General features: G+C 38.2%; 12 protein-coding genes. 11 read left to right on the forward strand and 1 reads right to left on the reverse strand.

Going from position 1 to position 14,536, the window contains the following annotated elements:
- The first annotated feature begins 152 nt into the window (after positions 1-152).
- The 9 genes from D8Q48_RS13270 to clpB all read left to right on the forward strand — a co-directional run bounded on the left by D8Q48_RS13270 (position 153) and on the right by clpB (position 10,783).
- Positions 153-680, forward strand: a complete 528-nt coding sequence (locus tag D8Q48_RS13270; protein WP_021422708.1) for a flavodoxin domain-containing protein — start codon at positions 153-155, stop codon at positions 678-680.
- A 29-nt stretch (positions 681-709) separates the two neighbouring features.
- Positions 710-1,105, forward strand: a complete 396-nt coding sequence (locus D8Q48_RS13275; protein WP_011068146.1) for an SRPBCC family protein — start codon at positions 710-712, stop codon at positions 1,103-1,105.
- Positions 1,106-1,131: 26 nt separating this feature from the next.
- A complete protein-coding gene (locus D8Q48_RS13280; protein ID WP_105309540.1) occupies positions 1,132-1,452 on the forward strand; it encodes a TfoX/Sxy family protein in 321 nt (106 codons plus the stop codon).
- 220 nt (positions 1,453-1,672) lie between these two features.
- Positions 1,673-2,146 (forward strand): GNAT family N-acetyltransferase, encoded by a 474-nt coding sequence (locus tag D8Q48_RS13285; RefSeq protein ID WP_021422709.1) that lies wholly within the window; start codon positions 1,673-1,675, stop codon positions 2,144-2,146.
- A gap of 383 nt (positions 2,147-2,529) precedes the next feature.
- Positions 2,530-3,498, forward strand: coding sequence for a calcium/sodium antiporter (locus D8Q48_RS13290; protein ID WP_022076282.1), 969 nt, complete (start codon positions 2,530-2,532; stop codon positions 3,496-3,498).
- 84 nt (positions 3,499-3,582) lie between these two features.
- Positions 3,583-5,160 carry an ABC transporter ATP-binding protein gene (locus tag D8Q48_RS17815; RefSeq protein ID WP_118724316.1) on the forward strand — a complete coding sequence of 526 codons (1,578 nt, stop codon included), beginning with the start codon at positions 3,583-3,585 and terminating at the stop codon, positions 5,158-5,160.
- Position 5,161: 1 nt separating this feature from the next.
- Positions 5,162-5,998, forward strand: a complete 837-nt coding sequence (locus D8Q48_RS13300) for an ABC transporter permease (protein ID WP_117991155.1) — start codon at positions 5,162-5,164, stop codon at positions 5,996-5,998.
- 4 nt (positions 5,999-6,002) lie between these two features.
- The gene (locus tag D8Q48_RS13305) at positions 6,003-7,898 is read left to right on the forward strand and encodes an extracellular solute-binding protein (protein WP_121056772.1); all 1,896 of its coding nucleotides are present in this window, start codon (positions 6,003-6,005) and stop codon (positions 7,896-7,898) included.
- Between the two features lie 287 nt (positions 7,899-8,185).
- On the forward strand, positions 8,186-10,783 hold the full coding sequence (clpB, locus tag D8Q48_RS13310; protein WP_121056774.1) for an ATP-dependent chaperone ClpB: 2,598 nt from the start codon (positions 8,186-8,188) through the stop codon (positions 10,781-10,783).
- Between the two features lie 192 nt (positions 10,784-10,975).
- On the opposite strand, the gene D8Q48_RS13315 is transcribed toward clpB, so the two are convergent.
- Positions 10,976-11,944, reverse strand: coding sequence for a 3-isopropylmalate dehydrogenase (locus D8Q48_RS13315; protein WP_121056776.1), 969 nt, complete (start codon positions 11,942-11,944; stop codon positions 10,976-10,978).
- Positions 11,945-13,019: 1,075 nt separating this feature from the next.
- Here D8Q48_RS13315 and D8Q48_RS13325 point away from each other — a divergent pair.
- The gene (locus D8Q48_RS13325) at positions 13,020-13,742 is read left to right on the forward strand and encodes a CpsB/CapC family capsule biosynthesis tyrosine phosphatase (RefSeq protein ID WP_121056780.1); all 723 of its coding nucleotides are present in this window, start codon (positions 13,020-13,022) and stop codon (positions 13,740-13,742) included.
- Positions 13,743-13,744: 2 nt separating this feature from the next.
- Positions 13,745-14,527 carry a Wzz/FepE/Etk N-terminal domain-containing protein gene (locus D8Q48_RS13330; protein ID WP_121056782.1) on the forward strand — a complete coding sequence of 261 codons (783 nt, stop codon included), beginning with the start codon at positions 13,745-13,747 and terminating at the stop codon, positions 14,525-14,527.
- The last annotated feature ends 9 nt before the right edge of the window (positions 14,528-14,536 follow it).

A 14,536-nucleotide genomic window follows, 5' to 3' on the forward strand; every position in this document is an offset into this window, starting at 1 on the left:
ATTGTTTTGTGTGGTAACTTTACAATATCAAATACTGGTAAGAATTGCCATTGCCTATTTTATTATTGAGAAAAAGAAAGCTGTGCCACAGCCTTGGCAGGCCATCGCGCAGCGATTTTGTTCAATTGGAAGTTGTAGAGGTATAAAGAATTATGAAAAGTTTAATTATATATGGTAGTCAATATGGAACAGCAAAAGCATACGCTACAAAACTTTCAGAGATAACAGAAATTCCTTGCATAAGTTATGAAAACATAAAGGATATAAAGGATTACGAGCAGATAATTTATTTTGGGGGGTTGTATGCAGGTGGTGTAAAAGGATTAAAAAACACATTTAGACTATTGAAAAATAGCAATATCAAAACGATTCTGGTTACTGTAGGGCTTGCAGATGTAAATAATAAAGAAAATACTAATAACATTAAAGCCTCCCTTGAAAAACAACTTGAAAAAGATATTTATAAAAACTCTTTAATCTTTCACTTAAGAGGTGGTATAGACTACAGTAAATTGAATTTCAAGCACAAGACTATGATGAAAATGTTATATCATTCTCTTAAAAACAAGCCAGTTGAAAGCCTTACGCAAGAAGATAAGGCACTGATAGAAACCTATAACACAAAAGTAGATTTTGTTGATTATGATTCGCTAAAACAAATTGTAGAGGTAATTCAATAAATCTCAGTTTGAAAAGGGGAAATGAAAAAGTGGCAATTTCAAATATAAATACAATTATTAGTAATGATTTTCAAAAAGTTTGGAACATTGTTTTAGCTGTTGATAAATATAACTCATGGCGAAGTGATTTGAGCAAAACAGAAATAATAAATGACAAACAATTTATTGAATACACAAAAAATGGATATGCTACTACATTTACCGTCACCGTTGTAGAACCATATAAACGCTGGGAATTTGATATGGAGAATAGCAACATGAAAGGTCATTGGATTGGTGTTTTTATAGACAAAGGGAATGAAACACAAATAGACTTTACAGAAAATGTGATACCTAAAAAGTGGTTTATGAAACCTTTTGTAAAAACCTATTTAAAAAAACAACAAAAGCAATTTGTTCTGGACTTAAAGAAAGCATTGGAATAATAAAATTCAAGATTGGAGGGTTGGAAATGGCTTCAAGTAAAGATTATTTACAATTTGTTTTAGAACAATTATCAGAATTACAAGAAATAACATATCGTGCAATGATGGGAGAATTTATTATCTATTATCGTGGAAAAATCATTGGCGGTATATATGATGATAGGTTACTGGTAAAACCAACAAAGTCTGCAATTTCTTATATGCCAACAGTTACTTATGAAATTCCATACGAAAATGCCAAAGAAATGTTATTGGTGGAAGAAATTGATAATAAAGATTTTCTGACGGGGTTATTTAATGTGATGTATGATGAACTACCAACGCAAAAACCTAAAAAGAAAAAATAAACAGTTTTTAACTTGACAATTTCATATCCATACACACAAAGCAGTTAGTCTTAGGATTGACTGCTTTTTTCTTACCAAAATTATAGATTGGAGTGATGAAATGATATACTCTTAGAACTTTTTAACAAGATTATTGAAGCATAAAATTTTGTTGTAGTGCTTATATGTGAATGGTATAATCGGGGTATGAAAAAAGATAAAATAGATTAGGAGTCAAGTTATGGATTATATCATAAGGGAAATTAAAAAAGCAGAATATGATTTACTCAATGACTTTTTGTATGAAGCAATTTATATTCCAGACGGTGTTGAGCCACCACCTAAATCAATAATTAACTGTCCAGAATTACAAGAATATGTTTTTGAATTTGGAAAGCGAAAAGATGATAGGGCTTTAGTTGCGGAAGTTCAAGGAAATGTCATAGGTGCTATTTGGGTACGAATAATGAACGATTACGGACACATTGACAATGATACACCGTCCCTTGCTATGTCTGTTTTTCAAAAGTATAGAGGACAAGGGATTGGGACTTCATTATTGCAACAATTATTGTTAGTGGAAAAATCTTTTGGTTATTCAAAAATTTCCTTATCTGTTCAGAAAAATAATTATGCAGTAAAAATGTATAAGAAAGCAGGTTTTCTTGTTGTTGATGAAAACAGCGAAGAATATATTATGACTATAAATCTATAACAGACAATCTAGTTTACAATTTCATATCCCTACATACAAAGCAGTTAGTCTTATGATTGACTGCTTTTTAAAAAGACACCATTTAGGTGTAATGATGTCTTTTGGGTGTTATTTTATAGTCATATCAAGGCTCATTCAATCGTGGTAAATTAGTGGTAAAATGAATGGTTTTCTATACTCCAAAATGCTTGAAAGTATAGTGGTTATGCGAATAATCCAAAATTAGATATAAAAATTAATATAAAAGCTATAGCGAAAAACAAAGCTCATAAGAAAAATTATGCGAAAATTTATGTGAAAATAAATAGAAGTTCCTTGACAGAAAATGCATTGGATTTTATCATGAAAGATACGTGAATTACGCAGGATGAAGGAGAAAAAATATGGATTATATATTATTGATCATCGGATTTGTATTGTTAATCAAAGGGGCAGACTTTTTCGTAGACGGAAGCTCCAGCGTGGCAAAAATATTAAAGGTGCCGACAATCATCATCGGTCTTACAGTCGTAGCATTTGGAACAAGTATGCCGGAGCTCTCAGTCAGTGTGACGGCAGCACTTCGGGGAAGTAATGACCTGGCAGTCAGCAACGTGTTAGGTTCCAATATTTTTAACCTGTTGGTTGTCCTAGGATGTTGTGCATTGGTAAAACCTGTGGCGGCAAAATGGTCCTTGCTCAAAAAAGAGTTTCCATTTTCAATATTGATCACAATTATTTTACTGCTTGTAGATTCTGATTTTTCTATTATGAAAATATTGGACGGAAACCAGGGATTTGTCCTGGGAAGATGGGCAGGATTACTGTTTTTGATTTTGTTTGTTCTTTATATATATGCAACCGTAAAATCCGCACTTCGCTCCAGAGCAGAAGCAAAAGATATGGAAGAGGAAGAGTATAAGACGATGAGCCCACTAAAAAGCGGCATTTATATCGTAATCGGATTAATCGGAATTGTGTGGGGCGGTAATCTGGTCGTAGACAGCGCATCGAATATCGCATTGACATTTGGATGGAGCCAGACATTTATCGGGCTTACAATTGTAGCACTTGGAACATCACTTCCAGAGCTGGTTACATCTGTTGTAGCAGCAAGAAAAGGAGAAAATGACCTTGCAGTAGGGAATGTTGTCGGTTCAAACATTTTCAACATTTTATTGATACTTGGAGTGTCTTCCTTTATCACACCAATCACACTCGATGTGACAGCGGTGTATGATACAATCATTTTAATTATAGCAAGTATCGTCGTGTATGTATCAGCAATCAGCAAACGCGAGATTCAAAGAAAAGAAGGAATTCTCTTTTTAGTTTGCTATTTTGCATTTTTCCTTTACGTGTTTATGAGATAGAAACAAGTGAGATATTTCATAAGGAATAGAGTTATAAAAAAAGAAAAATCGTAGTCGATAGATTACAAAAGAAGGGAGAGGACAATGGAGAAGAAAAAAATTATTGAATTCCGTAACATTGTAAAAAATTTTGATGGTCAGATTGTATTAAAAGGTATCAATCTGGATATTTATGAAAATGAATTTGTGACCCTGTTAGGACCAAGTGGATGCGGTAAAACCACATTGCTTCGAATTCTGGGAGGATTCCTGGATGCGGACGAGGGAAGCGTAATGTTTGATGGAGAAGAAATCAGTCAAAAACCTCCATATGAACGTGAGTTGAATACTGTATTTCAGAAATACGCATTATTTCCACATTTAAGTGTTTATGAAAATATTGCGTTTGGTCTTAAGATAAAAAAGATGAGCAAGGATATCATTGACCAGAAGGTTATGAAGATGCTTAAACTCATCGGTCTGGAAGGGTATGAAGATAAAAATACAACCCTGCTTTCCGGAGGACAGCAGCAGAGAGTAGCGATTGCCCGCGCCCTTGTAAATGAGCCGAAGGTCTTATTATTAGACGAACCATTGGCGGCGCTGGATTTGAAACTGCGTAAAGAGATGCAGTATGAGTTGAAACGTATCCAGCAGGAAGTAGGAATCACATTTATTTTTGTAACACATGATCAGGAAGAAGCACTGACAATGTCAGACAAGATCGTTGTTATGAAAGGCGGAGAAATCCAGCAGGTAGGAACACCGGAAGAAATCTACAACGAGCCTGCAAACGTATATGTAGCCAATTTCATCGGCGAAAGCAACATCATTTCCGGAAGAATGCTCGAAGATTACAAAGTACGATTTGATGATGTAACATTTGACTGTGTAGATTTCGGATTCAGAAAAGACGAACCGGTAGATGTAGTATTGCGTCCAGAAGATATCGATATTGTTGATGTCAAAGACGGAAAACTTACCGGAGAAGTACAGAGCGTACTCTTTAAAGGAGTCCACTACGAGATTATTGTTGAGACAGTCCCGGGAACAAGTGTAACCGTAAACATGCGAGTAGTACATAACCGTGATGTGACAAGCGAAGACGGAACAGAAAAAATCAGTGCCAGCGATTTTTACGTCGATGTGGAAGATGTAGAAGCACTTGATGATAAAGACATTATCGCTTTCTCAAATGCACAGGCATGGGATCCAAAGACAGACGAGTACATTTCCATCGCAAGAATTGAATATGATTTGAAGCCGGAAGAAGGAGAATATCCAGTTACATTCTCAACATCGAAAGGAACAAGTGTACAAAGAAACATTTTTGTTGTCAACCAGCCTTTCGTTAAAAATGAGAGAGCAAATGAAGGTGTTATGGCATTTAACTTCTCAAAAACAGTAGATGAAATCATAGAATCCCAGGCACTGGATACAGATTTGAAAACATGGGCAAATGCACAAGGTTGGAAGTTGACAGACGAAGACCAGAGTGTAGATTTAAGTGTAGATTACGATTTTGAGCCGGAAGATGTAAAAGAAGGTGTATATAAGATCACATTCTCAACGACAGGTCGTGAGTTTAAGATTCATACAACAGACTATTCCGAGGAAGGTCAGGAAGTCGGGCTGACATTCTTCCCGGAAGATATCCATGTTATGTCGAAGGTGGTATTTTAATATGAAGAAATTCTCACAGTTAGCAATCCCATATATCGTGTGGGCGGTGTTGATGCTCGTACTTCCAATGGCACTGATTTTCCTTTACTCTATCACAGAGCCTGGAAACAGCATCATATCCTTCTCAATAACACTGGATCAGTACATCAAATTCTTTACCGACAAAGATTTCTTACTGATTCTGTGGCGCTCACTTGCAATTGCGGTTAAGACAACCATCATCTGTCTGCTGCTTGGTTATCCGATTGCATATTACATTGCAAGAACAAAAGAAAAAACACAGAACATGTTAATCTTATGCATTACAATTCCAATGTGGATCAACATGCTTGTGCGTACTTATGCGTGGATCGGTCTCTTAAGTGATGGCGGATTGATCCAGAAAATATTAAGTCTCGTAGGTCTTGGACACATAAAGCTCCTTTACACAGAAGGTGCAGTATTGCTTGGTATGGTATACAACTTCCTGCCATTTATGATTTTGCAGATTCAGACATCCCTGTGTAAAATGGATACTTCCTTATTAGAAGCAAGCGCAGATTTAGGGGCAAGTCCGGCGCAGACATTTCGACGCATCACCCTGCCATTATCATTGCCGGGCGTGATCAACGGAATCACATTAGTATTTTTGCCGGCAGTAAGCTCCTTCTTCATTCCAAAGCTGTTAGGAGGAGGTCAGTATTTCCTTATTGGAAATATGATTGAAAACCAGTTTATTACAGTAGGAGAGTGGAACTTCGGAAGTGCCATCTCTATGATCATGGCAGTTATTATGATGCTACTTATGATGGCAGTGCGTAAAACTGAAAAACGAAATGCAGGCGGAAAGGAGGCATAATCTAATGAAAAAAAATAAGCATCCATTTGGTAAGATACTTCTGGTTCTGACGATTGTGTTCTTCTATCTTCCAATTATATATATGATTATTTTTTCATTTAACGATGGAAAATCATTGACAAAATTTACCGGATTTTCATTGCGCTGGTATCAGCATATGATGGATTCCGGAGATATGATGAGCGCATTATCCACAACATTTAGCGTGGCAATCATCGCAACAATCATTTCAACAATTATCGGAACAATCACGGCAATCGGATTAAGCAAATCCAAAAAGATTATCAGAGATCTGATGGAGCAGGTAAACAATCTGCCGATGATGAATCCGGAAATCGTAACAGCGATTGGATTTATGCTGCTGTTCATTACATTTAAAATAGAAAAAGGCTATGTGACAATGCTTCTGGCACATATCGCATTTTGTATACCATATGTAATCTTGTCAGTCATGCCAAAAATCCGTTCGCTTGACCCAAATATCGCAGATGCGGCGATGGATTTAGGGGCGACACCGTGGCAGGCATTGACAAAAGCCATTGTACCGCAGATTACACCGGGAATTATCTCAGGTGCACTGATTGCATTTACCATGTCAATAGATGATTTTATTATTTCATACTTCGTGACAGGCCGCGGCGTAAAAAACTTAAGTATTGTAGTTTATACGATGAGCAAGCGTGTAAATCCAAGTATCAATGCGGTGTCAACACTTGTTGTTGTCATTATTACAATAGCGCTGGTAATTATTAACATTGCACCGGTCGTAGCTTCAAAACGTGCAAAAAAAGAAAATGTAGGCCGAAGAAAATTCGTTTATCCGGCAACTGCAGCAGTATGTGTATTGTTAGCAATTGTGGTTTTTGTAAATATATCCGGAAACAAGGCCGCGTCAAAGCCATTTGAAGGCCAGACCTTGCACATTTACAACTGGGGCGAATATACCGGTGAAAATATCATCAACGATTTCCAGAAAGAGACCGGGGCAACCGTTGTTATGGAGAACTTTGATTCCAATGAACAAATGTATATCAAAGTCGCAAATGGAGAATCCTACGATATCCTTGTTCCAAGTGATTACATGATCCAGAGATTGATAGGCGAAGGATATCTGCAAAAATTAGATCATTCAAAACTAGACTGCCTTGATAAGCTCGATGATGGCGTAAAAAATCTGGCATACGATCCGGGAAATGAATACTCAATACCATATTTCTGGGGAACAGTCGGAATCATTTACGATAAAACAAAGGTAGATATCGAAGATTTGAAAAAAGAAGGCTACAACATTTTCCTCGATGAAAAATATAAAGGAGATATCTATCTCTACGATTCCGAGAGAGATTCCTTTATGATGGCGTTGAAAGCATTGGGATATTCCATGAATACAACGAATGAAAAAGAAATCCAGAAGGCTTATGACTGGCTCCTTCAGTGTGTGCAGACGATGGATTCGGAAATCGTTATGGACGAAATCATTGACAACATGGCACAAGGCCGAAAAGCATTAGGCTTAATCTATTCAGGAGATGCAACTTATGTCATGGCAGAAAATGAAAACATGGGTTACTATTTACCGGAAAGCGGAACAAACCTCTGGTCTGATGCGATGGTTATTCCGAAAAATGCAAAGAATCCAGAACTTGCATACGCATTTATCAACTATGCAAGCGACTATGACGGAGCTTATGATAACTCAAGCTATATAGGTTACACTGCCGCAAATAAAGAAGTTATGGATGATCTCTCCAAAGTGGGCGGCGATTTCGAAGGAATCAATGCGTACATTCCAAGAAGCGACAATCAAAATGATGAAATATTTGAATATAATGAAGATACAAAGAAGATTATCAGTGATCTGTGGAGCAGAGTAAAAATTGCAGCAAGTAATGCGAAGTGATAAGAGGGGTGCGAAAGCACTCCTTTTTCTATGTGGCGAACGTAAGTATTTCTTATTATATGAAAGTGGATGTGAGGGCTTACGAAAGCAGATTGGTATCTGAAAAGAGACATGAAAATAAAATTAGCACTCACCATTAAAAAGTGCTAACAAAAGTGTTGACAAACCAAAAAAGCAGTGGTATTGTTATAGAGTAAATAGAACAAGAAAAATTCATGGTAGCTTTTAGAACGCTTTTAAAAACTACCATTTAGCAACCAATTTTTATAAAAAAGGGGGTTTGTGTTATGAACATTAATAAATTTACACAGAATTCATTGCAGGCAGTTCAGTCTTGTGAGAAGGTTGCCTATGATTATGGCAATCAGGAGATCGCACAGGAACATTTACTCTATGCACTGGTTACACAGGATGACAGCCTGATTTTAAAATTATTAGAGAAGATGAACGTTCAAGGCACATTGTTTATCAATCGTGTAGAAGAAGCAATCAATAAAAGACCAAAGGTGCAAGGGGGACAGGTGTTTGTCGGACAGGATCTGAATAATGTATTGATCCATGCAGAAGACGAGGCCAAACAGATGGGAGACGAATACGTTTCAGTTGAGCATTTGTTCCTTGCATTGTTAAAACACGCAAGCAGAGAGATGAAAGCACTGTTTCGAGAGTTTGGAATCGACCGCAACTCATTTCTCCAGGCATTGTCCAGTGTCAGAGGTAATCAGAAAGTGACAAGCGATAATCCGGAGGCAACCTACGATGCACTTGCAAAATATGGTACCGACCTGGTTGAGCGTGCAAGAGAGCAGAAACTGGACCCGGTTATCGGACGAGATGCTGAGATCCGTAATGTAATCCGAATCCTTTCACGTAAGACAAAGAACAATCCGGTTCTGATTGGTGAACCAGGTGTTGGTAAAACGGCAGCAGTAGAAGGTCTTGCACAGCGAATTGTAAGAGGAGATGTGCCGGAAGGCCTGAAAGATAAGATTATTTTCGCACTGGATATGGGGGCACTTGTAGCAGGAGCAAAGTATCGAGGAGAATTCGAAGAACGTCTGAAAGCCGTATTGGAAGAAGTAAAGAACAGCGAAGGCAAGATCATTCTCTTCATCGATGAGCTGCATACAATTGTCGGAGCTGGTAAGACAGAAGGCTCTATGGACGCCGGAAATATGCTCAAGCCAATGCTTGCACGAGGCGAGTTACATTGTATCGGAGCTACAACTCTGGACGAATATAGAAAATATATCGAGAAAGACGCAGCACTTGAGAGACGTTTCCAGCCGGTTTTAGTAGATGAACCAAGCGTAGAAGATGCCATTTCCATCCTTCGTGGACTGAAAGAACGTTATGAAGTATACCATGGCGTTAAAATCACAGACGGAGCACTTGTGGCAGCGGCAACATTGTCCAACCGATATATATCAGACCGTTTCCTTCCGGATAAAGCAATCGACCTTGTCGATGAAGCATGTGCATTGATTAAGACAGAATTAGATTCCATGCCGGCCGAGATGGACGAATTGCGAAGAAAGATTATGCAGCTTGAGATCGAAGAAGCAGCACTTAAAAAAGAAGAAGACCGGTTAAGCAAAGAAAGACTGGAACATTTACAGCAAGAACTTGCAGAACTTAGAGAACAATTTTCAAAACAGAAAGCACAGTGGGATAATGAAAAACATTCCGTAGAACGTGTTCAAAAAATCCGTGAAGAGATCGAACAGATTAATAACGATATCCAAAAAGCACAGCGCTCATACGATTTGGAAAAAGCAGCCGAGCTGCAGTATGGAAAACTTCCACAGCTTCAAAAACAATTAGAAGAAGAGGAAGCACATATCAAAGAGAAAGACTTACGTCTGGTACATGAAAGTGTTACAGATAATGAAATCGCCAGAATCATTTCCAGATGGACAGGAATTCCGGTAGCAAAACTAAACGAGAGCGAGCGAAGCAAGACTCTTCATCTTGACGAAGAACTGCACAAACGTGTCATTGGACAAGACGAAGGCGTAACAAAAGTGACAGAAGCTATCATCCGTTCCAAAGCAGGAATCAAAGATCCATCCAAACCAATCGGTTCATTCCTATTCTTAGGACCAACCGGTGTAGGTAAGACAGAACTTGCGAAAGCTCTCGCAGAAAGCTTGTTTGATGATGAAAATAACATGGTTCGTATCGACATGAGCGAATACATGGAGAAATATTCCGTGAGCCGTCTGATCGGAGCTCCTCCGGGATATGTCGGATACGATGAAGGCGGTCAGCTGACAGAAGCAGTTCGTAGAAAACCATACTCCGTTGTACTGTTCGATGAGATTGAAAAAGCACATCCGGACGTATTCAATGTACTTTTGCAAGTACTGGATGATGGTCGTATCACAGACTCACAAGGCCGTACAGTAGACTTTAAAAATACAATATTGATCATGACATCCAACATCGGATCCTCCTACCTGCTGGATGGAATTCAGGACAACGGCGAAATCAAGCCAGAAAATCAAGAAATGGTAATGCAAGATTTAAGAGCACATTTCAGACCAGAATTCCTGAACCGTCTCGATGAGATTATCATGTTCAAACCATTGACAAAAGAAAACATCGGTTCAATTGTAGATTTAATGATTGCAGATGTAAACAAGAGACTGGAAGATAAAGAAATCTCCATCGAATTGACACCAGAAGCAAAAAGCTTCGTTATAGATGGCGGTTACGATCCAACTTACGGTGCAAGACCACTCAAACGATATCTGCAGAAACACGTTGATACATTAGCTGCAAAACTGATCCTCGAAGGAAATGTCGGAACAGGCGATGTGATCTTATTACAGGTTGAAGATGGCAAACTTGTAGCGAAGATAAAAGGTCGAAGTGATATTTAATAAAGAGAATAAGTAATATTAGATGGCAGACTGTGCGAGCAGTCTGCCATTATTTTAGTCTCAGATAGCATAATGCCCACAAAAATACCAAGCGACTATGCTCTCTTGCTCAGCTTCGTCGGGCAAGCCCGACTCCAATTCGCCAGATTGCATAGTCGCTTGGTATTTTGTATGGTGGAACGGGGGATCCCATCACTTATCCAATACTTTATTAATCTGTTCCACAGGTAAATTCAAAAGTTCAGCAAGCTTATCAACATCAGTGATTGACTTAGATAGAGTTCTGATAAATTCTTCGGTCACTTGTTCTGTTACCTGTTCTGTTACCTGTTCTGTTACTTGTTCGGTCACCTGTTCGGTTACTTGTGCTGTTACTTGTTCGGTCACTTGTTCTGTTACTTGCTCCGTTACTCGTTTCGTTACTTCCTCCGTCACTCGCTTCGTTACCAGTTCTTCCTGTTCTTGAAATTCCTCCGCCATTAATTCTCTCAATGCTTCACACATAGTTTCTTTAACCTCCTTTACTGCATCCCAGTTCGCTCGGGTAATAACTTCCATTGCAGCTTGATATAATTTCGATGATTTTTTTGTCTCATATTCTCTGAGAAGCGTTTCAATTTCATCAGGCTCAGACATGTTGTTGCGTAAACTCTGCAACCAGAGATTTTCTTTCGGATCTAATTCCCTCGTCACCAAAAGCTGCATCGGAAAAGCATCCCCGGTAATATAATAGATTCCAGCCTCCACATGACTAATATCCAGTCCACGAAATTCTTTCAAATGTTGAACCATTCTTCTCGGAAAATGATTACAAATGAAAGTGATAGTCAATTCATCGGGTGGAATCTCGCAAATTTTATCTGTGTCTGACTGATAAAAACAGCAGTATCCGTACACTTTGTAAAAGTCATTGATTGTTAGGTTATCATCCGGACTTTTGTATTCAATGATATTGTATTTTTTAAAAATCCTGCCAATATTTTTGTGAATCGCTTCGTTTTCAGCAACCTTGATGATCAATTCATCCATTTGCATAGGCTTTTTGGAAAGCAAATGCTCCGGCTCAAAGGTAAGTTTTTCAGCTTCGGCTTCAAATTCGATCTGGATTGATGCCTGAAAAGCCGGATGCCATTGAATTGTATCTTTTGTACCTTCCTTCAATTAAAGTCTCCTTTCATTATAAAGTTTCCAGTTACTTAATGCAATGACAAAGAGACAACAAAAAATATACCATTGAAGTGAAAAACAATATAGAAATCCTCGATTATCAACTTGTCAAAAGCATCTTTTTTCATATCGGATTATGTTTCAGAAATCGAAACCCGAGATGAGAGCCTTGCGGCTTAGATAATTCAGAGAAAAGAAATCCCCTGAAGACGTAGTGATACCATATCATGAAAATTAAGTTATGTAAAGTAAGAAGTTTTATGTTTCACAATACACAGTTTAGCAGAAAGCGAGGGGAAGCATCTACGAGTCTTGGAATAAGCAAGTTGAGGATGTTGTTTTTGGAGCAGAAGCATCTACAAGCCTTGGAATAAGTAAATTGAAGATGCAATTTTTGAGTGGGAAGCATCTTCAAGTTATAGAATAAGCAGGTTGCAGATGCAATTTAAGTAGAAGTGAATATCTGCAAGTCATGAAATAAGTAAATTGCAGATGCAATTATACATGAGTGGCAGGGAAAAAGCATCCGCAACAGCGAATATCCCACTCTTGCAGATACCGCCGCATCAAAAAAAGCATCTGCGATATCGAATATCCCACTCTTGCAGATATCACTGCATCCTAAAAAGCATCTGCAACAGCGCATAACCGTTCCTCCCCCGCCACCTCTTGTACAAATAAAAAACAACAAATTTTTCGGGGGGGCGTTGACATAGGTATATCAAAGTTTTATACTTAAAATGTTTTGTAAACAAATAATTGCAATTTATAGTTATACGTAAGATGAAAAAAATGAAAAAATGAAAAAATGAAAAGATGCAAAAAACATAACCCAAAAGCGTAAAGAAAAAGCTTTTCGCTTGTCTTATTTCTAGAGACATTTTAATATCAAAATGTTTTGTCTGGATAACACTACCCGATTTGATACGACAGATACTAAAAGGCAAAATAGAATTAGAGTGGAATTTATTGACAAATTTCATGAATACCTATAGACTAATATTAGCGAAATAGGTCTTTTTGCGACCTTTTTTAGCAAATAATTGAGAAAGATGGAGGTCATTTTTGAATGGACAGATACATAGATATGCACTGTCACATTTTGCCTGGTGTGGATGACGGAGCACAGAATCTGGAAGAGACAAGACAGATGCTGCAGATTGCCTTTAATGAAGGAACCCGTTTAATCATTGCAACTCCACATCATCATCCGCGCAGAGGACATAAAAGGCCGGAGATACTTAACGAACAGTTAAGACTGGTACGGGCAGAAGCAGCGAAGATTAGTGATAAATTCCGAATTTATCTGGGAACCGAGGTTTTCTTTGGACAGGATGTTCCGGAGAAGATAAACAGGGGAGAGATTCTTACAATGAATAAAAGAAACACTGTATTGCTGGAATTTTCTCCATCCGATAGTTACGACTACATACGTCAGGGAGTGCAGCAGGTTCAGATGACCGGGAATCAAGTGATTATTGCCCATGCAGAGCGTTATCAATGTCTGCTAGATGATATTGGATATGCAGAAGAATTGTGTGATATGGGCGCAAGCATTCAGGTGAATGCAGGAAGTATCATTGGCGATGGCGGTCGCAGAGCCAAGAAGTTTGTAAAAGAACTGATGGATGAAGATATGGTGTTCGGAGTAGGAACCGACGCACATGGAGTACAGACACGTGCTCCAAAGATGAAAAAGGCGGCAGATTACGTCAAGAAAAAATATGGAGAAGAATACATGAGGAGGATTTTCTTCGATAACGCAGCTACGTTATTGAGAAAGAGAAAGTAGTTATGAATCAATACACAAAAAATACAAGAATGAATCCAGAGTCAGATAATGACGAATTGACAATTGACCTGACAGAAGTTATCGGTGCTTTGTTAAAAAAAGCACACATCATTATTCTGACAGGAATTATCGTAGCTTTGTTGGCATTTATTGGAACAAAGCTTTTTATTACGCCTATGTATACGGCAGAGACAAAAGTATATGTACTGTCCAAATCAGATGGGGCAGCAGGTATAACAACAAGTGATTTACAGGCTGGTTCATATTTAATAAAGGACTACACAGAGCTGGTAAAGAGCCGTACAGTAATGGAACAGGTTATCGCAGTATTAAACCTGGATGTGAAACCTGAAGAGTTAATGAAGATGATATCGGTTGAAGCTGCAACAGACTCACGAATCCTTACTATCAAAGTAGAAAACGATGATCCAAAACAGGCGAAAGAGATTGCAGATGCAGTTCGCGAAGCTGTCAGCGTACAGATCACAGAGATTATGGATGCAGATGCAGTTAATACAGTTGAGAAGGCAGACCTTCCAAGTGCACCATCTTCACCAAATACAATGAAGAATACAATGATGGGTGGAATCCTTGGGATTATTCTGGCAATGGGAGTTGTTGTATTAATCTATATCATGGATGACACAATTAAGACACCAGACGACGTAGAACGTTATCTGGGACTGAATACATTAACGTCTATTCCAATCGCAGAAGGAGCAAAGAAGAATAAAAAAGCGAAAGGATTGTCAGCATGTCAGTTCACAAAGACGATGAACAGATAACAAAGAGGG

Source organism: Ruminococcus sp. B05 (assembly GCF_003628495.1).
GTDB classification, from domain to species: domain Bacteria; phylum Bacillota; class Clostridia; order Lachnospirales; family Lachnospiraceae; genus Schaedlerella; species Schaedlerella hominis.